Origin of the sequence: Hymenobacter sp. 5317J-9, from assembly GCF_022921075.1 — a bacterium.
Taxonomy (GTDB): Bacteria; Bacteroidota; Bacteroidia; order Cytophagales; family Hymenobacteraceae; genus Hymenobacter.
The window spans coordinates 1,287,619-1,314,110 of sequence record NZ_CP095050.1; the positions used below are offsets into that span (position 1 = coordinate 1,287,619).

Below are 26,492 nucleotides of genomic sequence, written 5' to 3' on the forward strand. Positions count from 1 at the left end.
CCCCTCTCCCTGAGGAGAGGGGCCGGGGGTGAGGCGCTACACCAGAACGACAAAAAAACTGACAACCATCCTACCTAATGCGCCCCTTCCTCCTCGCTCTCTTTCTGCTGATTTTCGCCGCTTCGGTCCCGGCCCAAACCCTGCCGCCCGACCTCGTGCACGCCGGCTACAACTGGGACGTGTCGCGCAAAACCCGCTTGCCTGTTTCGAAGGAAGAGGCGGACTTGCCGGCCATTATCCTGCGCGATTTCACCAGCCTGGAGTACTACTACGACAAGGCGCAAAAAGGCCTGCGCCTGTTCACCACCGAGCACCGCATTGTGCGCGTCAATTCCTCCGACGGCATCGAGCGGTTTAATAAAATTGTGGTGCCGGTGCTGGAATCGGGCGCGCCGGTCGACATCAAGGCGCGCACCATCAGCCCGCGCGGCGAGGTGCACGAGGTGAAAGCCGCCGACATGAAGGAGCTAAAGGACCAGGAAGGCGGCCGCGGCTTCCGCGTGTTTGCGGTGGACGGCGTGGAAAAGGGCAGCGAGGTGGAATACTTTTACACCAGAGAGCGCAACTTCAACCATTTTGGCTACGAGGTGCTGCAAACCGAAACCGACGCCCGCGACGTGGTGTTTGAGCTGATTTCGCCCGAGGCGCTGACCTTTGAAGCCCGCGTGTACCACGGCCCGGCGGTGACCGTCGACACCACCATGGCCGGCCATCGTGCCCTACGATTGGTGTTGAAATCGGTGCCCGCCCTGCGCGAAGAAGCCTTTGCCAACGTGCAGGCCCAGCGCATGCGCGTGCACTACAAGCTGGCCTACATGGCCAACAAGGGCCAGGTGCGCCAGTTTACCTGGGCCGATGCCAGCCAGTTTGTATATCGCAACATGACCTCGCTGAGCAAAGACGACGTGAAGGCCGTGGCCAAGGTGCTGGCCGTGGCTAAGCTGCCCACCGCCGGCCCGCTGCCCGAGCGCATTGCCGCGGCCGAAAACTACGTGAAGCTGAATTTCAACCTCGACGAAAACGCCAGCCCGGCCCTGGCCCAGGTGGTGGCCACCCACAACGCGCCGGAAGGCGGCTTTGTGCACTTGCTGGCGGCCATCTACCGCACGCTGGGCATCGACTACGAACTGGTGGTGACCAGCAGCCGTGCCACCAACCCCTTCGACGGCACCTTTGATACCTGGGATTACCTCGACAATTTCGCGCTCTACTTCCCCGGCACCGGGCAGTATCTGGCGCCCGGCCGGCCCGATTACCGCTACGGCATGCTACCCGCGGAGTGGACGGCTAATTCCGGCTTGTTCATCAAGGGCGTGACCCTGGGCACCATCGAATCGGCAGTGGGCAAGGTGAAGGAAATTCCGGCTCTGGATGCCGACAAAAGCCCGCAGAATATTGACATAACCGTAGCTTTCTCGCCCGACCTGAGCAACAGCACCCTGCAACTGCGCCAGACGTTGGGCGGCTACCCAGCCCTGCAAATTCAGCCTTTCTGGGCCATGATTCCGGAAGCCAAGCGCGCCGAACTCATGCAGCAGCTGCAAAAGGGCGTGGTGGCCGATGCCACCAATTTCCAGAAAACAACTGTGCGCAACGTGGAGCGCGGCATCAGCCCGCTCGATAAGCCTTTTATCATCGAAGGCCAGCTCGATTCGCCGTCGTTGCTTGACAAGGCTGGCCCGCGCTACCTCTTCAAAATCGGCACGCTGCTGGGCCCGCAAACCGAACTGTACCAGAAGGAAGAGCGGCAATTCGACGTGGAAAATGATAACAACCGCCGCTACCTGCGCACCATCCGCTTCGACGTGCCGGCCGGCTACACCGTGCGCAACCTCAACGACCTGAACGTGGACGTGAAAGCCGGCGGCGACGCGGCCAAGCCGGATTATGACTTCAAGTCCTCCTACGTGCAGCAGGGCCAGACCGTGACCGTGACTGTGGACGAAAACTACCGCCAAATCCGCTGGCCCAAAGCCGACTTTGAGTCCTTCCGCGCCGTGGTGAACGCCTCCGCCAACTGGAACAAAGTGGTGCTGGTGCTGGACAAGAAGAGTTAGCTTCCCGCTTACTTACAGAAAACGAACGTCATGCTGAGCTTGTCGAAGCATCTCGCGTGCAGCAGTAATCAGTTACCACAACACGCGAGATGCTTCGACAAGCTCAGCATGACGTTCTTTAGGCATTCATCAACGTGCTAGCCATGCCCACCGCCGACACCCCCAAAGCTGCCGACTTCCGCCGCCAGGTCCTGAACCCGATGAAGCTGCGGCTCTTCCTGATGCGGAAGCTGCCCATGGCGTGGCTGGCCGGCCTGCGCCTCACGCAGCTCACGCCGGAGTCGGCCACGGTCACCATTCGCTACAAATACCTCACGCAAAACCCGTTTCGCAGCCTCTATTTCGCCTGTTTGGCCATGGCGGCGGAGTTTGCCAGCGGCATTCAGGCCATGATGCACGTGCAGGCCGGCGGGCCGGTTTCGATGCTGGTGGTGAGCCTGCAGGGCGATTTCACCAAGAAGGCCGTCGGCCTCATCACTTTCACCTGTCCCGACGGGCCGCGCATCGCCGAAGCCGTTGCCGAAAGCCGCGCCACCGGCGAAGGCCGTGTGGTAGAATGCGTGAGCACCGGCGTGGACGAGGCCGGCGACGTGGTGGCCGTGTTCCGGCTCACGTGGTCGTTTCGGGCCAAAAAATAATGGATGAGTCGCCCTTTAATAAGCGGCGTCGAGCACTTCGGCCAGCACCTCGGCTTCCGTGGGGGCCTCCACCGTCTCAATGAGGTAGAAGCTGTTGCGGGTCATAAAAAGCCAAGGGTTCAGCCGTTCACGAACCGAAGACGTGCTGATTACCCGCCGGCCCTTGTGTTCGTCTTCGAACAACTCGAACCGCCGGCCGATTGCCGGGGCGAGCGGTGCCAGCCCGTAGCAGGAAAACCCGTTGCGAATTTTGTCCGGATGTTGCGCATCAGCGCAGGCTTGCAGCTTGACAAGGCGCACCCATGCAGGAAATGTAAGCGTATCGGTCATGACAGCAGCGGCTTGTGAACTACGCAGGATGAGTAAGGGCCGGGCGGTATCGGCTATTCGCGAAGCTACAACTCCTTCTCCGACGTAATGACATCCACCAATCCGTCTTCGCTCACCACCACGGCCAGGCAGGGGTAGTCCGAGCTTTCCACGTAGCGCAGGGCCGAGTTGTAGCGGGCGCCGCGGGTGCTGTCGCCGCGGCCCGAAGCGCGGCCATCGAGAATGACGCCGATGGAGTAGCAGTAGCCTTCCGGGTCGAGCAGCACGGCGCCGTCGATGCTGGTGACGAGGCGCGTGATGAGCGGCGTGAGGGGCACCGGCTCAATCAGCGTGCATTGCAGCTTGAGGCGGTCGGCTTCGGCCAGGGCTTCTGTGGTGATGACCAATAGGGTGCCGTGCTTCTGGCGGCTGGCTTCGAGTACTACGTCCCAAAGGCGCTCCACTTTGGTGTGGTCGACGAGGGCGAAGGTGCGCTTGAGGGCCTTGCGGAAGCTGGTGCGGTTGAGGCGGGTGCGGGGCAGGCCGGGCAGGCCGTAGTGCGAGCGCAGCAGCACGTGGCCGTCGTGCTGCAGCTCCCAGGCGTAGTGCGTCACGAAGCTGATGGTGAACAAATCTTCGCGCTCGGCGTCGTACTTGCCGGTGAGGCGGCCCAGGGCGTACACGTTTTCGCCGTCGGCGAGCAGGTGCACGTCGGGCGTGGTCATCTCCAGCAGCTTGCGCACGGCCCGGTAGTCGGTGAGGTCGGTGGGGCAGGTGAGGGCAAAGATTTCCTCGATGTTGGGGTGGCCGCGGCGGGCCAGCAGCAGCTTGCCCACGCCCTCGGCGCCCTCGTAGCGCAGGCTGCTGATGGTGTTGCAGGTGGCAAAGAGCGTGGCGGCGGCGGGGTCCAGCCCCAGGGCCTGGGCAGGCGTGTCGAGCAGGGCCTTGCCGGCGCTGCGCAGCAATTCCTCGCTTTCGCGGGGGCGGGTGAAGATGCTGGCCCCGGGCTCGGCCTCGGTCAGGGCCTTCACGCTTTCTTCGTTGAAGCGGTACATGGCCGCCACCAGCAGCGAGGGCGCTAGCGGCCGGCCGTCGGTATAGAAGCGGTGCGGGCGCAGCGACGGGTAAGCCCGCAGCGGTTTGCGCTGCAGGCGCAGCACCGTGGCCACAAAATACCCGTTGATTTCGACCGGCCAGCCGGCAAAGTGCTGGTAAACGGCGTGCTCGTCCAGCGCGTCCAGCACTTCCTGCACGGCATCGCGCACGCCCATGCCTTCGTGCTTGCGCCGAATCATGGCCGGGGTCACGTCGTTGCGCTCGGAGTAGGGGCGCGGAGTGGTGAGCTGAATGACGCGGCCGCGCGCCACGGTGCCCACGAAGGCGTCGGCGGGCAGGTCGCAGTCGGTGGGTTCGAGGCAGCGGGCGGGCAGGTCGGGGTTGGTGGGCAGGGCCAGCAGCACCACGTGGGGCTGCAGGTCTTCGTCGAGGGCCGAAAACAGGTCGTGCGCCAGGGTTTGGGCGGCGCGGTGGTAGCGCGTTTGGTAGGGCCAGAGGAGGGTGGGAGCAGGGGCGAGGGTGGGCGTCATGACTACACAACAAGCGGTGAGCGAAAAGCTCCCCTCCGCGGCGCCGGGAAGAAGGCCTTACAATTGAAACAAGACGGGCAGCAGCATCTTTTGTTTGATGGGCTTGCCCTGAAACATGGCCGGCTCCCACTTGGGCGCGGTCTTGATGAGCCGCAGGGCCTCTTCGTCGAGCCCGGAACCCATCTTTTTCACCACCCGCATGTCGGTCAGGCTGCCGTCGGGCTGCACCATGAATTCGACCATTACCTTGCCCTGAATCTTGCGCTGCTTGGCCAGCAGGGGGTATTTCTGGTTTTTCTCAATCCAGTCGAAGAAAGCCTGGGTGCCGCCCACGGGCTGGGTGGGGCGGTCGGGGGCCACCACGGCCCGCACATTGGGGTTGGCCGAGGCGGCGATGTCGGCCGCGGGCGCGGCAATGGACGTGGTTTTGCCCTTGGTGGTAATGGTGGTGGTGCTGCCCGGCGACATCACAAACGACACCGGTACCACCACGCGCTGGCGCACCACTTCGTTGCGATGGTGCCGCGCCGGCGTCCATTTCGGGCCGCTTTTGATGAGGCGGATGGCCTCGGCGTCGAGCTCCGGCGAGAGCGGGTTTTCCACCTTCACTTCGTTCACGGTGCCGGTTTTTTCCACTATAAAACTCACTTTTACGGTGCCCTGAATGCCCTTCTGCATGGCGGCGGCCGGGTATTTCTGGTGGTCGGCCAGGAACTGGGCGTATTTCTCGGTGCCGCCAAGGGGCACGGCCGGCTGGGCCACTGAGTCATACACGGTGGTGGCCGAAGGCTTGGGCGGCATCTTGAGCTTTTGGGCGTGGGCACCGAAGCCCACCAGGCAGCTGAGCAGTAGAGGAAGAAAGCGTTTCATACCGATGAACGTGAGGACAAGCTGATGGATAAATTCAGGAATAATGTGTGCAAATAACGATACTCAGAACGCAGCCATCTGAAAAAACCTTGCCATTTGCGTCATTTATCATGGCTTGCGCTGCGCGCAACGGTTACTTTCGCCCTTGTTCCCACCCGTTTCCTCCCCCGCCATGACCGAGCCCCAGCCCTCCCGCGCCCCCGAACCCGTGGGTGCCTATCCCTACACCCGCCGCGTGGGCAACCTGCTGTTTCTCTCCGGCGTGGGCCCGCGCCAGCGCGGCCAGAAAGCCATTCCCGGCGTCGAGGTCGACGAGGACGGCAACATCCTGCAATACGACTTCGAGAGCCAGTGCCACGCCGTGTTTCAGAACGTGCGCTACATCCTGGAAGAAGCCGGCGCGCAGTGGGACGACCTGGTAGACGTGACCGTGTTCCTGACCAACATGAAGGACGACTTTCCAGTCTACAACCGCCTCTACGCCGAGTACTTTGCCACCGCCCAGCCCTGCCGCACCACCCTCGAAATCAACTGCCTGCCCACGCCCATTGCCATCGAGCTGAAGTGCATCGCGGCCCTGGGCAGCCCGGGGTAAAGACGCTGGCCGGCCCCGATAAGCTCGACATAACGGGCCGGCTTCCGTATGCATAGCCAAATCACTATTGACTTTGCATGTACGTTCGGAAAAACATACGCTTCGGTGTGGTATGGCGCCTGGTGTGGCGCAGCCTGCTGCTGTTCACCATCTACGACTCGGTTATCTGCCTGCTCTACGAGTTTGGCGGGGCGCACTGGATTGATATTCCGTGGGCGCCAGTGGCCACGCTGGGGGCGGCCGTGGCCTTCTACATCGGCTTCAAAAACAACGGCAGCTACGACCGTTTCTGGGAAGGCCGGCAGCTGTGGGGCTCCATTGTGAACCTGAGCCGAACCTGGAGCATTCGAGCGTTCGACTTTGTGGAAGCGTCCGGCGGCGACGACCCGCTGGCGCCCGACGTCGACCTGCGCCGCCTGCACCGGCGCCTGGTGTACCGCCACCTGGCCTGGACCAACGCCCTGCGCCTGCACCTGCGCCGCCAAACCGCCGAGTTCTGGGACACCGACGTAGCGCCCTTCCTCGACCCTGCCGAGGACGCCGACGTGCGCCGTCTCAGCAACCCGCCCACGCACCTGCTGCGCCAGCAAAGCAACGAGCTGCGCCAGCTGCACCAGCGCGGCCTGCTCACCGAATTCCGCCACGTGGCCCTGATGGACACCATTCAGGACCTGTTCAACGCCCAGGGCGGCTGCGAGCGCATCAAGAACACGCCGTTTCCGCGGCAATATGCTTTCTATAGCTTCGTGTTCGTGTGGGTGTTTGCGGTGGTGCTGCCGCTGGGGCTGGTGGCCGAGTTCGCCAAAATGGGCCCGGGCCACATCTGGCTCATGGTGCCGTTTGCGGTGGTCGTGTCGGGGGTGTTCAACACCATCGAACTGGTGGGCCACACCAGCGAAAATCCTTTCGAAAACGAGATGAACGACGTGCCCATGACGTCCATCTGCCGCAGCATCGAAATCGACCTGCGCGAGTTGCTGGGCGAAACCGAGCTTCCCGCCAAGATTGAGGCCGTTAATGACGTGCTGTACTAGCGGCTGGCGGCCGTAAGAGCCGACAAAACAGAACGTCATGCTGAGCGCAGTCGAAGCATCTCTACCACGGCAGTATAATTACTCTCGCGGTAGAGATGCTTCGGCTGCGCTCAGCATGACGTTCTGCTTTTGCGGCGATGTTGTGCTCTCGTGAAAGCGTTTACTTCACCACTTCCACCCAGCTTTTGTATTCCTGCAGGCGGCCGGCGCAGTCGGTGTAGCTCACCTGGTAGTAATACATGCCGGCGCTGTTGTCGGCGGCGTTCCAGCCCTGGGCGGCGTCGTAGCCCTCATACACCTTGCGGCCCCAGCGGCTGTACACGCGGATGTGGTAGCCGGTCACGTCGGCTATTTTGAGGCGCAGCACGTCGTTCTTGTCGTCGTTGTTGGGCGTGAGCACGGTGGGAAATACCGGCAGCGCGTCGCTCTTCACCACCACTTGTACCGTAGCCGCGGCCGGACACGGGCTTGCGCTGGTATAGGTCACGAGATAAGTGCCCGCTGTTGAATTGACCAAATCAATCACGCCCGTGGTGGGGTTGATGGCCAGGCCCGGGGTGCTGCTAAACGTGCCGCCCGCCGGCGTGGCCGTAATAGTGGTGCTGCCCGTACGGCAAAAAGTGGTAGCCAAATAGGCCAGGGTGGGCGTGTTGCGCACCAGCGTAACCGTGGTGGTGCCCACGGCCTGGCAGGCGTTCAGCAGATTATACGTCACGGTGTAGGTGCCCGGTGCCGACGCGCCCAGGTCGATGTCGCCCGTGCTGGCATTGAGCACCAGGCCCGTAGTGCTGCTGAACGTGCCCCCGGCGGGCGTGGCGGCCAGCGGCGTGGCCGTGCCCGCGGTGCCGGGCGCAGGCAGGCAGATAGGGCCGGGCGCGTAGGCCACGGTGGCCGTGGTGGGCAGCACCGCCACGGCCACGGCGGCCGAGTTGCCCGACTGCGGGCCGCACGTCACCACGGCACGGTAGCGGGTCGAAACGGTGGGGCGGGCCGTGAAGGGCACGGTGGTGGCGCCCGCGATGTTGCTAAAGGTCAGGCCGCCGTCCGTCGAGGCCTGCCACTGATAGGTGATGCTGCCCGATACGGTGGCGCCGGTCAGATTCAGCACCACGGGCAGGCCGGGGCACACGCTGGGCGTGCTGGCGGTGGCCGTGCCGCCGGTGGGCGCCCCCAGGCAGTTGGAGCCTAGGCTGATGCCCATCACGTTCAGCACGGGGTCGGAGGAGCCTTTCGAGATGGTCACGCGTTGCACCGACTTGCCGTAGTTGCTCGGCTGCACCGGCACCCGCACTTCGTAAATGCGCGGATTGGTGACTTGAATGTCCACGCTGTTGTCGACATAGCCCACCCGGCTGCCCACCAGAATGGCCGGCGAGGTGCCACCAAACCAGTCCCGGGAAGCGGTGAGGAAAAGGCCGCCTGGCTGGTGCCGTCGGTGAAAGTCAGGGTGTAGGTTTTGGTGGCGCTGCTGCCGTTGCCCTCGGTGGCCAGCACCATCACCTCGGTACAGGGCTGCGGGTTGGCAAGCGTGAGCGTGCCCGTGCCTATGCCGTCGATGCGCAGGGAGTTGTTGCCCGTGGCTGGAGCCAATTGAAAGGTCAGGTTGGGCGTGCTGACGCTGGTGATAAGCCCGTTAACCGGCAAGGCGGGCCCGTTTGCAAGGGCGATGCCCGAAGGGCTGACGAAGCTGGTATTGGCAAAGCACCACTTCACGGTGGCGTTGCCACGGTCGACGGAGGCAGTGGTGGAGTTGGCTACCGCCCCACTACCGTTGGCAATTACGTCGGCGTTGAAGCCCGTAACGGTGGCCGGAACGTAAGTGGTTTGGGCTCGAGCCGACTGCAATGCCCACGGGCCTGCCAGGGCCAGCGCAAGGGCTAAACGCGTAAATGTTATTCTCATCGGGTGAAGAGGGGGGTAAAATGAAGGGGTGATGAAGCAAAATGCCTGGGTGAGCGGCTACTAAGGGGTGAATTAAACACAAGTAGGCGCTGAAGTATCATAATACCTAATGCCTGCGATGCTGCCGGCCTGAAAGTTTGTAAGCACCGGCACTGTGTAGGCAGGCGTAAGCACGACTGCCGCGGCGTAGCACCCCGCTGCCCTCGGGATGACAGGCGTGGGGGTATCCTCCACGTCTTTGGCTGAAACGGTTCCGGAGCTGCATGAAGTCGGGCGCGGCCATTCCCCTTCGCCACCTGCCCGTGTAGTAAGACCTGCACCGGTAGGCCGGCCCCAGCCTTCGTGCGTATTTTTGGGCCGATGAGAACCCTCTTTCCTGCATTTCTCCGCCCGCGCTGCGGGCTTGGCGGGCTGCTAATGGCCGCGGCTCTGGCCCTACCGGCCTGCCAGGACCCGCGCCTGGCCCGGCTCGAAGCCGTGCAGCAGCAGCAGGCCCACGAGCTGGCCCGCCTGCGGCAGCAGCTGGCCGAGCGCGAGGAAGAGGTGCAGCAACTCGAAACCTGCGTGGACGACCTGGAAAGCACCGTGTACGCCGACGAGGACTCGGCCGCTTACGACGAAGAGCCCGACCGGCCCAGCACGACGCTGCTCTAAAAGTGGCGGCGGGACGCCGACGGCCTAACCAAAATGGCCGGGCTTCCCGTTTATTCGCAGCCAGTCCGCGCTTTCTTCGAATGAACACCCACTCCCGCCGCCTCCGCTACTTCCTGTCCGGGCAAAACTTCTCCGACGGCGTGCGCACCACGGTGGCCATTTTGCTGCCGGCGCTGCTGCTGGCCCAGTGGGGGCATTTCGACCTGGGCCTCACCGTCTCGACCGGGGCCGTGTGCGTGAGCGTGACCGACACCCCCGGCCCGGCCGCCCACCGCCGCAACGGCATGCTGGCCGCCCTGGCCGTGGTGGTGCTCACGGCCCTGCTCACCAGCCTGGCGGCCACCAGCGTGTGGCTGCTGGGGCTCGAAATCGGGGTGCTGAGTTTTCTGTGCACCATGTTTCTGGTGTGGGGCGCGCGGGCCGGGGCCGTGGGCACGGCCGGCCTGCTGAACGTGGTGCTGCTGCTGGCCCACCCCCCGGCCCTCAGCGAGGTGCTGCCGCATGCGGGCTTGCTGCTGCTGGGCGGGCTGTGGTACGCCGGCCTGGCCATGGTGGCCTACCAGGTGCTGCCCTACCGCCCGGCCCAGCAGGCGCTGGGCGAGTGCATCCACGCGCTGGCCCGCTTTCTGGAGCTAAAAGCCAAGTTCTATTTGCCCGAAACGGCCCTCGACGAGGACTACCGCGAACTGGTGGCCCAGCAGGTGGTGGTGAATGAAAAGCAGGAGGCCGCCCGCGACTTCCTGTTCCGCACCCGCCAGATAGTGAACGAAACCACCAGCACCGGCCGCCGCCTGGTGCTCACCTTCGTCGAAACCGTGGACCTGTACGAGCGCATCACGGCCGGGTATTACGACTACGGCACGGTGCGCGCCACCTTTGGTAGTAGTGGCGTGCTGCCCGACATTGCCGCCCTCATCCGCCACATTGCCACCGAGCTCGACCACCTCGGCGTGGCCATCCAGACCAGCCGCCGCTACGCCGGCCCGGGCCCCGACCTGAGCGAGGAATGGGGGCGCCTGCAAGTCCGCATCAGCGCCCTCGACGCCGACGGCGAAGGCCACACGCGGGTGCTGAAGAAAATTCTGGTCAACCTGCGCGACATCATCCGGCGCGTGGGCAACATCCGCCGCTACTTCGACGAAAGCCTGGCCGTTGCCTCGCCCGTGCCCAGCCGCGCCGCCGAGCACGCCCGGTTTGTGGCCCACCAGGAAATCGAGCGGCAGGCCTTCGGCCAAAACCTCACCCTGAAGTCGAGCGTGTTCCGCCACTCGGTGCGCATGACGCTGGCCTGCCTTGTGGCCTTCGTGTTGGCCGAAAGCCTCTGGCATGGCCAGCACAACTACTGGATTTTGATGACCGTGACCATCATGCTCAAGCCCGGCTTCAGCCTCACGCGCCAGCGCAACACCGAGCGCATCATCGGCACGCTGGCGGGCGGGGCGCTGGGCGGAGTCATTCTCTGGGCCCTGCCCTGGACGGAGGCGCGGTTTGGCGTGCTGGTGGTGTTCATGGTGCTGGCCTACAGCTTCCAGCGCACCGTGTACCTGGCCACGGTCGTCTTTCTCACGGCCTATTTGCTCATCATGTTCAGCTTTCTGGGATTCAGCTACGTTGGGGTGGCCGAGGAGCGCATCACCGACACGCTCATTGGCTGCGCAATTGCGTTTTCGGCCGGGTATTTCCTGTTTCCCAGCTGGGAATCGGAACAGCTGACCGACTACATGGCCGCCGCCCTGCGCGCCAATCTGGCCTACCTGCGCCAGCTGGCCAACCGCCTGGCCGGCCGCCCGTTGCCGCCCAACGAGTACCGCCTGCTGCGCAAGGACGTGTACGTGAGCGGCGCCAACCTGGCGGCCGCCTTCCAGCGCATGCTCACCGAGCCCAAAAGCAAGCAGCACCGCCCCACCGAAACCCACGAGTTTGTGGTGCTGAACCACATTCTCTCCTCCAACATCGCCGCCCTCACCGCCACCCTGCGCGAGGCCGCGCCCGCCGTGCCGCCCTTCGCCGCCGAAAGCCGCCGCGCCCTCACCAGTGCCCTAGCCGCCCTGCAAAAAAGCCTGGTGCGCATAGCACCCGCTGCCGCCCCCGCCGCCGAACTGGGCCTCGGCACGGCTGAAACCGACGCGTCCGACGACAAAACCCTGCTCGAGCAGCTCGCTTTCCTGCAGAAGGTGAGCACCGATATCAGCAAGATTTCGGAGATTCTGGTGGAGCACCAGCCGCCTGCTTTGTCGGGCGCCGCTTAGCCCCAATAGGTTTTTGCATCAGAAAGGCAGCTGCACCACCACGCGCGTCCCGGTTGCGTTCGGCGTTTCGATGCGCACGCTGCCGCCCAGGTAGGCGGCGCGGGTGCGCACGCCGCGCAGGCCAATGCCCACGGGCGGCGTGTCCTCCCCGCGGGCAAAGCCGCGGCCGTCGTCTTCCACGCACAGCTCGAGGTGGGCGGCGTGGCAGCGCAGCTGCACCTGCACGTGGCGGGCCTGGGCGTGGCGCACGGCGTTGTTCACCAGTTCGGCCACGATGCGGAAAGCGGCCGACTGCACCGCCTGGGGCAGGGCGTCGAGGCCGGGGTCGAGGCGGGTGTCGACGTGGGGCGGGCCGTTGAGGTTGAAGGCGTCGCACAGCGCTACAATGGAATTATGGAGGCGGTTGGTGCCGGGCTCCATGGGCAGCAGCGAGTGGCTGAGCTGGCGCACCTGGCTGTAGAGCTGGCCCAGAATTTCTTCGGTGAGCAGGCCGATGGTGGCCGCATTGGGGGCGGCGGCCAGGGCGTCGCGCACGGCGTTGCTTTGCCAGGCCATGTGCAGGGCGGCCAGGTTGGGGCCCAGGGCGTCGTGCAGCTCGCGGGCCAATTGCTCGCGCTCGGCATCCTGCGCCGCGATGAGGCGGCCGCCTTCCTCGTTGCGCTGCTGCAGCCGCCGGATGCGCAGCTGCGCATTCTGCCGCAGCGTGTAGCGAAAGCGGCCCGTGAGCAGGGCGCTCAGCACCAGCAACTCGGCAAACAGGCCCCAGGCCAACGTGTTGGGGTAAATGGGGTTGAAGCTGCTCAGCCCCAAGTGGTTCAGCCAAAATACCGCGTACCCGACAAAAAAGCAGAGGTACGTAAGTGAATAATACGCCGCCAGGCGCCGCCGGTGCCGCGAGAGCAAGGCCGCCACCAGCGTCACCCAGCCGTAGCCGAACACCAGCAGCATCAGCACCTCGCGGCCGTAGTTGAGGCCTTCCACCAGCGGCAGGCTGTGGCGCACCGCCCACGGAAACACCGCCGCGTAGGCCGCCACCAGCACCGCCGCCGCGCCCGCCAGCCAAGAGCCGGTGCGGTACAGCTTGCCCGCCATCGGCAGCCGCAAAAACAGCTGCATGATGCGAATGCCCGCTGCGCCGGCCAGTATCAGGAAATTGTATTGGCCCACCGACCACAGCAGGCGGTACAGTGGCCCCGGCAGCAGCAGGGCGTCGAGGCCGTCCTCCATCATCAGAAACAGCGCCACGGCCGCAACGTAGGCCACGTACCAGAGGTAGATGCGGTCGCGCAGAAACGCAAACAGCACCAGGCTGAACACCGCGCTGCTCAGGTAAAAACCCAACAGCCACACCCAGTGCCGCTCAAACGGAAAGCCCATTTCCCAGGCCAGAAAATGCTCGGCGGTTTCGATGTAGGTGGGCAGGTACACGCCGCCGGTGTGCACGTCGGCGCGCAGGTACAGCACGGCCGCCTCGCCGGGGCTCAGCTCAAACGGAAAGCTCAGCGAACGAGCCGGGAACTGCCGCTCGGCCGCTGGCGCCCACGAGCTGGCGTCGCCCAGGCGCGTGAAGCGGGTTTCGCCCTGCCGCCGCATGTAGAGCGCCGCGCTGTCGGTGAAGTTGAAGATGCTCCACAGGAAGCGCAGGCGCCTGGCTTCGGTGTTGCGCACCGGCAGGCGCAGCCACACGCGGCGGTGCAGCAGGCCCAGGTTCAGGGTTTTGTGCCAGGGGCCGGGGCGGAAGCGGCCGGCGCGGTACTGGGCTTCGGCCCGTTCGGGGTCGGGCGCGGGGCCAAAGGGCTCGGTGTAGTAGCGGTAGGCTTCGGAAAGGTGCGCGCCTTTGGGGTCCTTCAGCAGCAGGGTGTCGCGCAGGCGGTGCGGCGGGTTGTCGGCCGCCCGGGCGGACACGGCCGTTCCGGCCCACAAGCCCAGCATCAGCACCGCGAAGTAGCAAAACCGCATAGGCAAGAAATGAAAACCGCTGGCAACAGAGCCGACAAATAACTATACGTTTATCTGAATTTCATCTGGTTTTGCCATAAAATTCTCCAAAAAACAAACCGGGATGCTGCGGCCACCACTGGCAACCACAACACCCCAGCATAGAACATAAAGCCTGTCAACTACTTCGCCGCCGCGCCGTTGGGCTTGAGCGTGCGGCCCAGCCAGTCGAAAAACACGCGCTGCCAGAGCACGGCGTTCTGCGGCTTCAGCACCCAGTGGCCCTCGTTGGGCAGGTACAGAAAGCGGCTGGGGATGCCCCGCATCTGGGCCGAGCCGAAGGCTTCCATGCCCTGGCTTTCGGGCACGCGGAAGTCCTTGCCGCCGTGGATGACGAGGATGGGCGCGTCCCACTTGCCCACGAAGTTGATGGGGTTGAACTCGGTGTAGGAGCGGTGCTGGGGCACGTTCCAGGGCGCGCCGCCGAGGTCGTGGTTCACGAAAAACATCTCCTCGGTGGTGGTGTAGAAGCTGTTCAAATCGAACATGCCATCGTGCGAGATGAAGGTTTTGAAGCGCCCCTTGTGGTGGCCGGCCAGGAAATACACCGAGTAGCCGCCGTAGCTGGCGCCCACGCAGCCGCGCCGGTCCTTGTCCACGTAGGGCTCCTCCGAAATCTTGTCGATGGCCGAGAGGTAGTCCCGAATGGGCTGGCCGCCGAAGTCGCCCGAAATGGCGTCGTTCCACTCGCGCCCGAAGCCGGGCAGGCCGCGCCGGTTGGGCGCCACCACAATGTAGCCGTTGGCCGCCATCAGCTGGAAATTCCAGCGGTAGCTCTGGCTCTGGGTGATGGGGCTTTGCGGGCCGCCCTGGCAGTAGAGCAGGGTGGGGTACTTCTTGGCGGGGTCGAAATCGGGCGGGTAAATCACGAACACCTGCATCTGCTTGTTGTCGGTGGTGGTCACGCGGCGGTCTTCCACCTTGCCCAGCCGGATGCCGGCCAACTTTTCTTTGTTGATGGCAGTGAGCGGGGTTTCCTTGCCGGTTTTCAGGTCGAGCCGCACGATGTCGGCAAAAGCCGACAAGGTGGTGCGGTTGGCCACCGCCTGGTCTTTGCCCACCAGCTCAAACGAGTTGTAGTTATGCGCGCCGGTGGTGAGCTGCTTGATTTTGCCGCCCTTGCTCGGCAGCGAGTACAGCTGCTCGGTGCCGGCCACCACGGCCATGAAGTAGATGGTTTTGCCGTCGGCGCTCCAGCGGGCGTTGTTGGCGCTCAGCTCCGAGCCTTTGGTGATGTCGACGCGCTTTTTGCTGGCAAAATCATACACCACGATGCCGTTGCGGTCACTCTCGAAACCCGGCGTGGCCATGCTGAGCCAAGCCACCTGCTTGCCATCGGGCGAGAAGGCGGGCTCGGTGTCGTAGCCGGGCAGACCCTCGCTCAGGTTCACGGTCTGGGCGTTGTGGATGTCGTAGAGGTAGATGTCGGAATTGGTACTCACGGCCTCGGCCTTGCCGGTCAGCTTGCGGCTGGTGTAGGCAATGCGGTAGCCGTCGGGCGAGAAAGCCAGCTGCTCGGCGCCGCCGTCGGGCATCAGCGGCGAGTCGAACTTCTCGCCGGGCATCAGGTCCTTGCCGTAGCCTTCGGGCCGTCCGTCGGCATTCAGCGGCTGGAAGAACACGTGGCTGGCCATGTGGTCGTCCCACACGTTCCAGTGGCGGTAGTTGAGGTCGTCGATGATTTTGGCGTCGGCCTTGGGCAGGTCCGGAAACAGGTCCAGCGTGGTGGGCGTCACCTTCACGTCCTGCGTGTAGAGGATGAAATTGGCCTTGGGCGCGTATTTGAGGTTGCTCAGGCCCTGGTCGGGAAAGTCGCTGAGCTTGGTTTTGCCGCTGCCGTCGGCGTTCATGGCATACAACTGGTCGGTGCCGCCTTCGCCCGAGACGAACGTGAGCTTGCCGTCGGGCCGCCAGTTCAGGGTGTTTTCCGAGCCGGGCGTGTCGGTCAGCTTGCGGGCCGCGCCGCCGGCCACGGGCACGGTCCAGATGTCGGCGTTGCCCTTGTTTTCGGCCAGGCTGTACTTGGTGACGGTGTAGGCCACGGTTTTGCCATCGGGCGATACCTGCATTTCGCCCAGGCGGCCCAACTGCCAGAGCTTTTCGGGGGTGAGGACGGTGGAGGTTGGGGTTTGAGCGGCCGCCGCGAGCGGAAGCACCGCCAGCGCGCCAAGAAAGAGCTTGTTCATGTCCGAAAATTACAGCCGGCAGCCGCATGGCCGCGGGGCAGCATTCCCGAAAAGCATAGTGGTTTTTCTATTTTTAAGCTACATTTATAGTCAACCCGCTTTTGATGAGCCTGCTATGAAACCAATCGTTCCCCGTGTGCTGCTCCTGACAGCCGGATTGCTGTTGTGCGCGCTGGCCGCCTGCGCCCAGCAGCCCACCGGCCCCGCGCCGGCCAAGCGCAGCCTGCCGCCCATTCCCGGCCTCGGCCCCGAGCCGGTGCTGCCCGCCAACCCCACGGCGGCGCAGCAGGCCGAACACAAACGCCAGATGGCCGAGCGCACCCGCATCCGGTGGAACTACCTCCTCACCGACTCCCTTGCCCGGGCCCGCACCCTCAACGAGAAGCCCAACGCCTTGCTGGTCGAAACCGCGAAGGGCCTCCCGCCCGGCACCGCCCTCGACGCCGACATGGGCGAGGGCCGCAACGCCATTTACCTGGCCCAGCAGGGCTGGCGCGTGACGGGCGTCGACATTGCCGAAAAGGCCCTGGCCTACGCCCAGGCCCGCGCCCGCAAGCTGGGTGTGCCTCTCACCACCGAAGTGGCCGACATGGCCACCTACGACTGGGGCACCAACAAGTGGGACCTCATTGTGCTGAGCTACGCGGGCGGCCGCGACTACGCCGCGCGGGTGATGCGCGCCCTGAAGCCCGGCGGCCTGGTGGTGCTCGAAGCGTTTCACATGGACGCCACCAAGCGCGTGCAGGTGGTGGGCGGCGACTACCGCGTGTTTTTCAACACCGACGAATTGCCCAAATTATACGCCGCCGCCGGCCTCACCATCGTGCGCTACGAAGAGCCCATCGGTACCGCCGATTTCACCAAAGAGCAGCTGCGCCTGGTGAAAATGGTGGCCCGGAAACCATAGGCAGACCAAAAAAAGCCCCTCCAACCGAGTTGGAGGGGCTTTTTTCTGTGGGTGACAGCCACTTGCCAGCGCATAAGCGCAAGTAAGATTCATTTACCGTCCTTTTTACGGCCCGAGCCGCCGGGTTGTTTCCCGCCGCCGTCGTTTTTGTTCACTGTAGCCCAGGCGCGGGCTTCGGCTTCGTCTTTGGGCACGCCGCGCTTCTCGTAGCCTTCTTCAATGTGCTCGGCCTGGCGCTTCTGCTTGTCGGTGTATTTCGACTTATCTCCCTGAGGCATGGCAGTAGGTGGTTAGAGGTGGAAAGGAACGGGTGCGGGGCGTCGCACCACGCATTTTTTTACGCGCGGGGCGGGGGAGGAGTTAGGTTGAGCTTACTATCTTCGTGCCCGGCTCCCGGCCTTTTTTCGTTGTTTATGCGCCACGTTGCCGACATTCCGCACCCCGCCGTCAAAATCACCTTGCTGGCCTGGAACGGCAAGTTTCTGCTGAAACTGGAACAGGGCAACCTGGAGCAAACCTACAAAGTGGCCGAGCTCGACCTGCTGACCGGCACCGACGCCGAAGCCCGCGAGCTGCTCGACGACGAATTTCTGGCCGCCGCCATTGCCCGCTTTCAGGCCATGCGCGCCGACCTGCAGGCCGCCTTCGACCGCCACGAGCTGCGCTAACTCCGACGCCACACACGCCCTTTTCTCATGCAAAAAGTCTATTTCCTCCTGCTGTTGCTGGCCGGCTGGCTGGCCCCGGTCTTGGCCTCGGCCCAGCTCTACGACGTGCGCCCCGGCGAAGTGAACTACAACAAAAAGCCCCGCCCGGCCCTCAAGGTGCAGGTGGACGGCAAAGCCACCGACGTGCGCGAATTCTTCCAGGACTGGATGAAGAGCAGCTACAACGTGAAGTTCAAAACCGGCGGCTTGCTGGGCATGGGCAAGAGCGACGTGCTAACGGCCAAGCAAACGCCGGCCAGCACCATTTCGGGCAAGCTCGTGGACCTCTACGCCACCATCATCGCGCCGTCCGACTCGGTGTCGGAAGTGTCGCTGTTTGGCGGGTTCGATGACAATACCTTTTTCGACCCCGACAAAACCGCCACCGAATACAACGCCCTGCGCGCCATTGCCCAGAATTTCGCCGGCGCCGCCCGCCTCAAGGCCTACCGCGACATGATAGCCGAAGCCGAGAAAAAGCTCAAGGCCGTGGAAAAAGAAAAGGAGCGCCTCGAAAAAGAGCAGGCCTACCTGAAAACCAACACCGAGGCAAACCTAGCCCGCATTGAAGAGCTGAAGAAAAAGAACGCCGAAAACCTGCTGCAGTCGCGCGCCGACTCGGCGGCGCAAACCAAAAACAAGGTGCTGCTCGACGAGAGCCGCCTGCGCCTGCAGCGTCGCCGCGACCGCCTCTCCGCCCTCGACCGCAAAAACTAGCCTCGCCGCCGGCCGTATTCAGGTTCATGGACAACCCTTCTTCGCCCCTCGACACGCTGCGCCAGCTCAAGGAAATGCTCGACGCGGGGGCTCTCACGCCCACCGAGTTCGAAGCGCTGAAGCAGCGGCTGGTGTTTCAGGAGCCGGCCACTCCGCCCGTGCCCCCGGTGCCGCCCGTAGCTGCCGCTCCGACGCTACCCCAGGAGCCCCCGCTGCCCGCACCATCTACGCTACCCACTGCCACCAACTTTTCGCCACCTGCTGAAGTGCCAACTACGGCGCCAGTGGAGCCACCCACGGCGCCGCCGTTTTACACGTCTGTTTCCGGCGCTGCACCAGTCGAGCCCGAACCTGCTTTTGTGCCGCCTGTAGTGCGCCGTGCCTTCGAAGCCGAAACGTCGCTGCCTCCGCCTTCGCCGCCCGCGTCTTTCCCCGTGGAGGTGCCCGCCGCAGAGCCGGCTCCCGAATACAATTTGGTCAATGCCGCGTATGTGGCCGACGAATTCCCGGAAACGCAGGCGCCGGCCGCCAAAAGCCCGCTGGCCCTCATCCTGTCCATTGGCGGCTTGCTGGCGCTACTGTCGCTGGTGCTGTACCTGTCGCTGAACCGCCGGCCGTCGGAGCGCATTTCCAGCACCAGCCTCACGCCCGCCGACACCCTGGCCGCGCCCATCGAAACCGGACCGCAGGCTGCGGAGCTGCCCGCTACTGCCGCGCCCGAAACCATTCGGGTGGCCCCGGCCAACCCGGCGCCGGTTATTCAGCCCCGCCCGGCGCCGCCTGCGCACGATTCGGTGGCGGCCCCCGTCACGGCGCCCACCGATTCGGCAGGTGGCATCTAGCGTCGCTGTCTGATTTTTAGTGGCCTGCCTCAACGCACGGGCTGAAAGGGCGTATGTGAAAATCCCGGTCCTCACGGCCGGGATTTTCTATTTCCTTTCCATCCCACTGTTTTCCTTGATGACGTCTCTCCGCTTTCATCCGCTGAGCTTGTCGGTGGCGCTGGCGGCTGCCTTACTCGGCGGCTGCTCGTCGCCCGACAGCAACTCTGGTACCGCTGCCACCTCGGCCGCATACGACACCACCGCCACTACCGGCAGTGCCACCCCGGCCAACTCGCCCTTGCAGGTGGTGGCCGAGTTCAACGACCCGCAGATGGTGGGCGTGGCCGTGGCGCCCGGCGGCCAGGTGTTTGCCTGCTTTCCGCGCTGGGACTGGAACCCGTCTTATCCCATTGCCAAAGTCGGCCCCAACAGCACCCTCACGCCGTACCCCAACGCCAGCTGGTGCGTGTGGAACGACTCGGTGAAGTCCGAGCCGCTCAAGCATTGGATTTGCCCGCAAAGCGTGTTTGCCGATAAGTCGGGCATGGTGTGGGTGCTCGACCCGGCTTCGCCCGGCCTGAAATTCACGGTGCCCGGCGGCCCCAAGCTCGTCAAAACCGACCCCAAAACCGGCCAAGTGCTGCTCACCATCCCCTTTCCCGAAGCGGTGGCCCCGCGCAAGTCCTACCTCAACGACGTGCGCATCGACTTGCAAAACAACTACGCCTACATCACCGAGTCGGGCCTCGGCGCCTTGGTGGTAGTCGACCTGAAAACGCTGAAATCGCGCCGCCTGCTCGACAAGCATTCTTCTACCAAAGCCGTGAAAGGACTGGTCATCAAAGCCGAAGGCCACCCCATGCTTGACCTGCAGGGCAAGCCCGCCCAGTTCAACGCCGACGGCATTGCCCTGAGCACCGACAATGCTTACCTCTATTACTGTCCCCTCACCGGCCACACGCTCTACCGCATCAAAACCGCCGCCCTGCGCGACCCGGCCCTGTCCGAAGCCCAACTGGGCCAGCAGGTCGAAACCGTGGGCGAAATCCCCGGTACCGACGGCTTGGAAATCGACGCCGCCAACAACGTCTACCTCACCTCGTTCGAGCAAAGCGCGCTGCTGCGCCGCACCCCCGCCGGCAAAATCGAAACCTTGGCCAAGGACCCGCGTCTGCAATGGCCCGATACCTATAGCTTCGGCGCCGATGGCAACCTCTACGTCACCAACTCGGCCATTCACAAAACGCCCAACTGGAACAAGGGCGTGGGCCAGCCCCGCCAGCCGTTCCGCATCTTCAAAATGGCCCTTCCCAAATAGGCAGCACCCGCAGCCTGGGCCCTAAAAAACAAAGCCCCGCCAGTGCTGGCGGGGCTTTGTTGCATATCATATCGAATGATTGGGTCTATAGAAGTTATAAATCAGCGCATGGCCACTTTCTGAATCTTGACGCCTTTGGTGTAGATGTCGAGCTTTTCGCTCGGGTGCGCCAGAATGTCCATGCAGTGGTGATGGCGGCGGTTCATGGTGTCGTGGATGGTGTAAATGCCATCGAGCTTGGGCGAGATGCCGCGTACGCGCACCTTGTCGCCGAAGTCAAACTTGCCGCCCCAGGGCTTGAGCAAGTCCCGCGAAAGCGCCATCCAGCGCTTTTTGGTCCCGTAATGACGCTTGATGCGAGAATTGTCGGCGGTGATAAACGGCTCGCTGTCCGTCTGGCTCGGCACGGCCTCGTAGATGGTGGCCGTCACGGTATAAGTGAGGCTACGGGCCACCAGAGAATCGGCCTTTCTGGTCTTTTTGGCCACCATGCGGCGGGTCACCCCGCGCGATGACAAAAACGCCTTCATGCCCGTGGTGGTGGTGTTGTGGGCCGAAGTAGTTGAATTAAAAAGCGGCGCTGCCAACGTCGCGACTGCTAGAAATACATCTATAAATAGCCGTGCATTATACATTTATCTAGGGTTCGTTCGACCGCCTGTTAAGCCCGGCGGAATGGGCAAAACCCCGGCTTTTTGGGCCGAGGCGAAAAAGGTTAACGATGAACACGTTGGATAAGTTTGCTAAAAATAAATTATCCAATTGCTAACGGCCTTGGAGGTGGCTGTCGCGCCATACATAGCAGAAAGTTTATAGAAGAAGCCGGGCTCAACACCCATCAGACTCCTGCCTGCGGAGCTGAGCCCTTGGGCGTTCTCAAACGCACCCGGGTGTTGCCCGTATCTACTTGTCGCGGCAAGCCCGCGAAATTCCATAAATTGCCCTCCACCCATCCCACAGGCACGGCATAGGCAAAGCACAAATGTGCTTGCTTAACAGGTTTATTTGTAAAACCGAATTCAGGTTTTTGGCTCTGTATTAGGCTTGTTACTTTTGCTAAGCCTTACTTAAGCTCCTTCCCTCATGGACGCATACTCGTATATCGCCAACGCCGACGCGGCGGCCATTGAAACCCTATACCAGGCCTACCAGCAGAACCCGGAATCGGTGGATTACGGCTGGCGCAAGTTTTTTGAAGGGTTTGACTTTTCGCAGCAATTTCCTGAAGGTGCCCCCGTGGTGCCCGGCGATGGCAGCGCCACCACCAGCAACGGCGCCCCGGCTTCCAAGGCTGCTGCCCCGCAGCCAGCCGACTACGGCGTGCTCCAAACGGCGGCTTCCACCAACAATGCCCCCGGCATCAGTAGCGGCGAAACTGTGGCCTCCGACAAGGAAACGGCCGTGCGCAACCTCATTCACGCCTACCGCAGCCGAGGCCACCTGCGCGCCAAAACCAACCCGGTGCGCGAGCGCAAAGACCGCAAGCCCCGCCTTGACCTGAGCGATTTCGGCTTGGGCGAAGCCGACATGGACACGGTGTTCAAGAACGGCGAAGGCCTGGGCCTGGGCCCGCAGGCCAAGCTGCGTGATATCGTGGCAGCGCTGGAGAAGATTTACACCGGCGCCATTGGCTTCGAGTACATGTACATCCGCGACCCGCAGGTGCTCGACTGGTTCCGCGAGAAGGTGGAGAAGGACTCGCTGGCCTTCAACCCCGGCGTGGAATACAAGAAGCGCATTCTGAAGAAGCTGAACGAGGCCGTCGTTTTTGAGAACTTTCTGCACACTAAATTCCTGGGACAGAAGCGTTTCTCGCTCGAAGGCGGCGAAACGACCATTCCCGCGCTGGATGCCATCATTGGCAAGGGCGCCGAGCTGGGCGTGAAGGAAGTGATGATTGGCATGGCCCACCGCGGCCGTCTCAACGTGCTGGCCAACATCATGGGCAAGACCTATGAGCAGATTTTCAGCGAGTTCGAAGGCACCGCGGTGCCCGACCTGACCATGGGCGACGGCGACGTGAAGTACCACATGGGCTACTCGTCGGAAGTGGAAGCCAGCGGCGGCCAGAAGGTAAACCTGAAGCTGGCGCCCAACCCCTCGCACTTGGAGGCGGTGAACCCGGTGGTGGAAGGCTTCGTGCGCGCCAAAATCGAGCACCAGTACGGCGGCGACTACCACCAGATTCTGCCCATCCTCATTCACGGCGACGCCGCGCTGGCCGGCCAGGGCATTGGTTACGAGGTGACGCAGATGTCGCAGCTGGAAGGCTATAAGACGGGCGGCACCATCCACTTCGTGATTAACAACCAGGTGGGTTTTACCACCGACTTTGAAGATGCTCGCTCGTCGATTTACTCGACGGATTTGGCCAAAATCATCGACGCGCCGGTGGTGCACGTGAACGGCGACAATCCCGAAGCGGTGGTGTTTGCCGTGCAGCTGGCTACTGAGTACCGCCAGCAGTTCCACGCCGATATCTTCATTGACATGGTGTGCTACCGCCGCCACGGCCACAACGAATCGGACGAGCCCAAATTCACGCAGCCCACGCTCTACAACCTCATTTCGAAGCACCAGAACCCGCGCGAGGTGTACAACGCCATGCTGGTGCAGCGCGGCGACGTGGACGCCGAGCTAGCCAACCAAATGGACCGCGAGTTCCGCGACACCCTGCAGGCCCGCCTCGACATGGTGAAGCAGCAGCCGCTGCCGTATAAGTACCAGGCCCTGGAAAACGAGTGGCGCAGCCTACGCCGCTCCAAGCCGGAGGACTTCGACCAATCGCCCGAAACCGGCATCAGCGAAGACGTGGTGCAGAAAGTGGCCAAGGCCCTGACCACGATTCCGGAGGGCTTCAAGCCGATTAAGCAGATTGACAACCTGCTGAAGGAGCGCCGCAAGATGTTCTACGAGACCCGCGTGCTGAACTGGGCCGCCGGCGAACTGCTGGCCTATGGCTCGCTGATGAGCGAGAAGCACATTGTGCGCGTGAGCGGCCAGGACGTGCAGCGCGGCACGTTCTCTCACCGCCACGCGGTGCTGCACGATGCCGAAACCTCGGCGCCCTACAACTCGCTCAACTTCATGGAAGGCGAGCACGAGCAACTGAGCATCTATAACTCGCTGCTGAGCGAGTACGCGGTGCTGGGTTTTGAATTCGGCTACGCCATGGCCAACCCCACGGCACTGGTGATTTGGGAAGCCCAGTTTGGCGACTTCGCCAACGGCGCCCAGACCATGATTGACCAGTTTGTGGTGAGCTCCGAGAGCAAGTGGCAGCGCATGAACGGCGTGGTGATGCAGCTGCCCCACGGCTACGAAGGCCAAGGCCCGGAGCACTCCAACGCCCGCCCCGAGCGGTTCCTGCAGCTGGCGGCCGAGTACAACATTGTGGTGGCCAACATGACCACGCCGGCCAACTTCTTCCACGCCCTGCGCCGCCAGCTCGCCTGGAGCTTCCGCAAGCCGCTGGTGGTGATGTCGCCGAAGTCGATGCTGCGCCACCCGCTGTGCGTGTCGCCGGTGGAGGAGTTCACCAGCGGCGGCTTCCGCGAGGTGCTGGGCGACACTTTTGCCGAAGCCAAAAAGGTAAAGCGCGTGCTGCTGTGCTCGGGCAAGGTGTACTTCGACCTGCTGGAAGAGCAACGCAACTCTAACCGGACTGACGTGGCCATTGTGCGTCTGGAGCAGCTGCACCCCTTCCCCAAAAAGCAGCTCGATGCCGAACTGGCCAAGTACCCGAAAGCCAAGCTGTACTGGGTGCAGGAAGAGCCCGAAAATATGGGCTACTGGAACTACATGCTGCGTTTCCTGCGCCGCGAGCTGGAAGACGTGATTGCGCGCAAGCCCTCGGCTTCGCCGGCTACCGGCTACAACAAAATCCACGTAAAGGAGCAGAAAGAGCTGGTGGCCCGCGCTTTCGACAAGCCCAAAGAAGCCGTGGCCGACGCCAACATCAAGGAAACGGCAGAAAAGGCCAAAGCCACCGACTGATAACCCCGTTCGATTTCCTTCTTCTCACAACGAAACTATCCAAAACGCCTGCACATGGCCCTTGAAATCAAAATTCCCGCCGTTGGCGAATCCATCACCGAAGTCACGATAGCCAAGTGGCTCAAACAAGACGGCGACGCCGTGAAGCGCGACGAAGTAATTGCCGAGCTGGAGTCTGACAAAGCCACTTTTGAGCTGCCCGCCGAAGCCGACGGCGTGCTGAAAATCCGGGTGGCCGAGGGGGAAACCATCGGCATCGGCACCGTCATTGCTGATTTGGATGGGGCCGCTACTGGCGGAGCTGCTCCGGCGGCGCCCGCGGCTTCCGCGGCCGACCCCGTTTCGAAAGGAGAGGAGAACCCGAAAGCCAGCGACCAGTCCGGCTACGGCGGGGCGCCCGCGGGCAAGGAAAGCAACGACCCCGGTACGCCCGGCGCTCCGGTCGCGGGTGCGGCGGCTCCGGCTGGCGGCGGTTCCATCGAGATGAAAATCCCAACGGTAGGGGAGTCCATCACGGAAGTGACCGTTGCTAAGTGGTTGAAAGGAGACGGCGCCCAGGTGAGCCGCGACGAGGTGATTGCCGAGCTGGAATCGGATAAGGCCACCTTTGAACTGCCCGCCGAAGGGAACGGCACCCTGCGCCACGCCGTGAAAGAGGGCGAAACCATTGCCATCGGTACCGTCATTGCCCGCATCGAAGGCGGCAGCGGCGCCGCTGCCGCGCCCGCCCCGGCTGCTGCGCCGGCGGCTCAAGCAGCACCAGTTGCGGCCATGGCTTCGCAGTCGGCCAGCGCTGGCGCAGCTACTTACGCTACGGGCGTGCCCTCGCCGGCCGCCGGCAAGATTCTCGACGAGAAAGGCATTGCCGCCAGCAGCGTAAGCGGCACGGGCCGCGACGGCCGCATCACCAAGGAAGATGCGCAGAACGCGCAGGCTCGTCCGGCTGCTCCGGCCCCGGCTGCACCTGCTGCCGCACCGGCCACCGCCCAAGCACCAGGCACCAACAACCAGGCACCGACTGGCGGCAGCCGCAACGTGCGCCGTGAGAAAATGTCGAACCTGCGCAAGACCGTGGCCCGCCGCCTGGTGTCGGTGAAGAACGAAACGGCTATGCTCACCACCTTCAACGAGGTGAACATGCAGCCCATCATGGACCTGCGCAACAAGTTCAAGGACAAGTTCAAGGAGAAAAACGGCGTGGGCCTCGGCTTCATGTCCTTCTTCACCAAGGCGGTATGCATCGCTCTGAAAGAATGGCCGGCCGTGAACGCGCAGATTGACAACGGCGAAATCGTGTACTCCGATTTCTGCGACATCAGCATTGCCGTGTCGGCTCCCAAAGGCCTGGTGGTGCCCGTCATTCGCAACGCCGAGCAACTGTCGTTCGACGGCATTGAGAAAGAGGTGGTACGCCTCGCCGGCCTGGCCCGCGACAACAAGCTCACCATTGAGCAAATGAGCGGCGGCACCTTCACCATCACCAACGGTGGGGTGTTCGGCTCCATGCTCAGCACGCCCATCATCAACGCGCCGCAATCGGCCATCCTGGGCATGCACAACATCATCCAGCGCCCCATCGCCGAAAATGGTCAGGTGGTCATCCGCCCCATGATGTACCTGGCCCTGAGCTACGACCACCGCATTATCGACGGCCGCGAGTCGGTGAGCTTCCTGGTGCGGGTGAAGGAACTGCTTGAAGACCCGACGCGCATGATGTTTGGAGTGTAGTCTAATAATAGGATTTTTAAAAGGCCTGTTCCCGCGTTGGGAACAGGCCTTTTTCATTTTTGGAATTGGGAATGGCTTTATAAAGCATATTTTAGGTGGATTTGCAAGGTCGAACATTTGGCATGAATTGAATTATTGAAAGAAGTCCTATCTTTGGGGTTGTTAAGCTTGGTGAACTTATAGCCCATGGGAAAATTCATTACTCCAAACTGCCAGG

At 63.1% G+C, this 26,492-nt stretch carries 22 protein-coding genes; 13 read left to right on the forward strand and 9 right to left on the reverse strand.

The features are described from left to right. Positions 1-77 precede the first annotated feature (77 nt). Together MUN81_RS05245 and MUN81_RS05250 are read left to right on the forward strand one after the other, a co-directional pair. A complete protein-coding gene (locus tag MUN81_RS05245) occupies positions 78-2,057 on the forward strand; it encodes a DUF3857 domain-containing protein (RefSeq protein WP_245115631.1) in 1,980 nt (659 codons plus the stop codon). Between the two features lie 143 nt (positions 2,058-2,200). Further along, the gene (locus tag MUN81_RS05250) at positions 2,201-2,695 is read left to right on the forward strand and encodes a DUF4442 domain-containing protein (protein ID WP_245115633.1); all 495 of its coding nucleotides are present in this window, start codon (positions 2,201-2,203) and stop codon (positions 2,693-2,695) included. Between the two features lie 15 nt (positions 2,696-2,710). Here the strand turns inward: MUN81_RS05250 and MUN81_RS05255 are convergent, their stop codons facing one another. From MUN81_RS05255 to MUN81_RS05265, 3 genes are all read right to left on the reverse strand, one after another. Further along, positions 2,711-3,025, reverse strand: coding sequence for a hypothetical protein (locus tag MUN81_RS05255; protein ID WP_245115634.1), 315 nt, complete (start codon positions 3,023-3,025; stop codon positions 2,711-2,713). Positions 3,026-3,090: 65 nt separating this feature from the next. Next, entirely contained in the window at positions 3,091-4,590 is a 1,500-nt protein-coding gene (locus tag MUN81_RS05260; RefSeq protein ID WP_245115637.1) for a diadenylate cyclase, read from the reverse strand. A gap of 57 nt (positions 4,591-4,647) precedes the next feature. After that, entirely contained in the window at positions 4,648-5,460 is an 813-nt protein-coding gene (locus MUN81_RS05265) for an energy transducer TonB (RefSeq protein WP_245115640.1), read from the reverse strand. A gap of 172 nt (positions 5,461-5,632) precedes the next feature. Between MUN81_RS05265 and MUN81_RS05270 the strand changes: the two genes are divergently transcribed. Together MUN81_RS05270 and MUN81_RS05275 are read left to right on the forward strand one after the other, a co-directional pair. Then, entirely contained in the window at positions 5,633-6,055 is a 423-nt protein-coding gene (locus MUN81_RS05270) for a RidA family protein (RefSeq protein ID WP_245115642.1), read from the forward strand. A 77-nt stretch (positions 6,056-6,132) separates the two neighbouring features. After that, positions 6,133-7,089, forward strand: coding sequence for a bestrophin family ion channel (locus MUN81_RS05275; RefSeq protein ID WP_245115648.1), 957 nt, complete (start codon positions 6,133-6,135; stop codon positions 7,087-7,089). Positions 7,090-7,249: 160 nt separating this feature from the next. On the opposite strand, the gene MUN81_RS05280 is transcribed toward MUN81_RS05275, so the two are convergent. Together MUN81_RS05280 and MUN81_RS05285 are read right to left on the reverse strand one after the other, a co-directional pair. Next, positions 7,250-8,416, reverse strand: a complete 1,167-nt coding sequence (locus MUN81_RS05280; RefSeq protein ID WP_245115650.1) for a gliding motility-associated C-terminal domain-containing protein — start codon at positions 8,414-8,416, stop codon at positions 7,250-7,252. Continuing rightward, positions 8,329-8,991 carry a hypothetical protein gene (locus MUN81_RS05285; RefSeq protein ID WP_245115652.1) on the reverse strand — a complete coding sequence of 221 codons (663 nt, stop codon included), beginning with the start codon at positions 8,989-8,991 and terminating at the stop codon, positions 8,329-8,331. Before MUN81_RS05285 ends, MUN81_RS05280 begins: the two co-directional genes overlap by 88 nt. A gap of 417 nt (positions 8,992-9,408) precedes the next feature. On the opposite strand from MUN81_RS05285, the gene MUN81_RS05290 reads away from it, so the two are divergent. Next, entirely contained in the window at positions 9,409-9,645 is a 237-nt protein-coding gene (locus MUN81_RS05290) for a hypothetical protein (protein ID WP_245115654.1), read from the forward strand. Positions 9,646-9,725: 80 nt separating this feature from the next. Continuing rightward, on the forward strand, positions 9,726-11,894 hold the full coding sequence (locus tag MUN81_RS05295) for an FUSC family membrane protein (protein ID WP_245115655.1): 2,169 nt from the start codon (positions 9,726-9,728) through the stop codon (positions 11,892-11,894). An 18-nt stretch (positions 11,895-11,912) separates the two neighbouring features. Here the strand turns inward: MUN81_RS05295 and MUN81_RS05300 are convergent, their stop codons facing one another. Then, complete coding sequence (locus MUN81_RS05300) at positions 11,913-13,853, reverse strand: 7TM diverse intracellular signaling domain-containing protein (protein ID WP_245115657.1); 1,941 nt, start codon at positions 13,851-13,853, stop codon at positions 11,913-11,915. A gap of 161 nt (positions 13,854-14,014) precedes the next feature. Continuing rightward, positions 14,015-16,078 carry a S9 family peptidase gene (locus MUN81_RS05305; protein WP_245115659.1) on the reverse strand — a complete coding sequence of 688 codons (2,064 nt, stop codon included), beginning with the start codon at positions 16,076-16,078 and terminating at the stop codon, positions 14,015-14,017. A gap of 115 nt (positions 16,079-16,193) precedes the next feature. On the opposite strand from MUN81_RS05305, the gene MUN81_RS05310 reads away from it, so the two are divergent. Continuing rightward, positions 16,194-16,985, forward strand: a complete 792-nt coding sequence (locus MUN81_RS05310; RefSeq protein ID WP_245115661.1) for a class I SAM-dependent methyltransferase — start codon at positions 16,194-16,196, stop codon at positions 16,983-16,985. Positions 16,986-17,074: 89 nt separating this feature from the next. Here MUN81_RS05310 and MUN81_RS05315 read toward each other — a convergent pair whose 3' ends face one another. Then, entirely contained in the window at positions 17,075-17,263 is a 189-nt protein-coding gene (locus tag MUN81_RS05315; protein ID WP_245115663.1) for a hypothetical protein, read from the reverse strand. 135 nt (positions 17,264-17,398) lie between these two features. Here MUN81_RS05315 and MUN81_RS05320 point away from each other — a divergent pair, with 135 nt between their 5' ends. From MUN81_RS05320 to MUN81_RS05335, 4 genes are all read left to right on the forward strand, one after another. After that, positions 17,399-17,653 carry a hypothetical protein gene (locus MUN81_RS05320; RefSeq protein WP_168672096.1) on the forward strand — a complete coding sequence of 85 codons (255 nt, stop codon included), beginning with the start codon at positions 17,399-17,401 and terminating at the stop codon, positions 17,651-17,653. 27 nt (positions 17,654-17,680) lie between these two features. Further along, positions 17,681-18,409 carry a hypothetical protein gene (locus MUN81_RS05325; RefSeq protein ID WP_245115665.1) on the forward strand — a complete coding sequence of 243 codons (729 nt, stop codon included), beginning with the start codon at positions 17,681-17,683 and terminating at the stop codon, positions 18,407-18,409. Between the two features lie 26 nt (positions 18,410-18,435). Beyond that, positions 18,436-19,251: an SHOCT domain-containing protein gene (locus tag MUN81_RS05330; protein ID WP_245115666.1), complete on the forward strand. Its 816-nt coding sequence runs from the start codon at positions 18,436-18,438 to the stop codon at positions 19,249-19,251. Positions 19,252-19,369: 118 nt separating this feature from the next. Further along, the gene (locus tag MUN81_RS05335; RefSeq protein ID WP_245115667.1) at positions 19,370-20,551 is read left to right on the forward strand and encodes a major royal jelly family protein; all 1,182 of its coding nucleotides are present in this window, start codon (positions 19,370-19,372) and stop codon (positions 20,549-20,551) included. A 101-nt stretch (positions 20,552-20,652) separates the two neighbouring features. Here MUN81_RS05335 and MUN81_RS05340 read toward each other — a convergent pair whose 3' ends face one another. Next, the gene (locus MUN81_RS05340) at positions 20,653-21,138 is read right to left on the reverse strand and encodes a hypothetical protein (protein ID WP_245115668.1); all 486 of its coding nucleotides are present in this window, start codon (positions 21,136-21,138) and stop codon (positions 20,653-20,655) included. A 496-nt stretch (positions 21,139-21,634) separates the two neighbouring features. On the opposite strand from MUN81_RS05340, the gene MUN81_RS05345 reads away from it, so the two are divergent. After that, entirely contained in the window at positions 21,635-24,547 is a 2,913-nt protein-coding gene (locus MUN81_RS05345) for a 2-oxoglutarate dehydrogenase E1 component (protein WP_245115669.1), read from the forward strand. Positions 24,548-24,601: 54 nt separating this feature from the next. Further along, complete coding sequence (gene odhB, locus MUN81_RS05350; RefSeq protein WP_245115670.1) at positions 24,602-26,275, forward strand: 2-oxoglutarate dehydrogenase complex dihydrolipoyllysine-residue succinyltransferase; 1,674 nt, start codon at positions 24,602-24,604, stop codon at positions 26,273-26,275. Positions 26,276-26,492 lie beyond the last annotated feature (217 nt).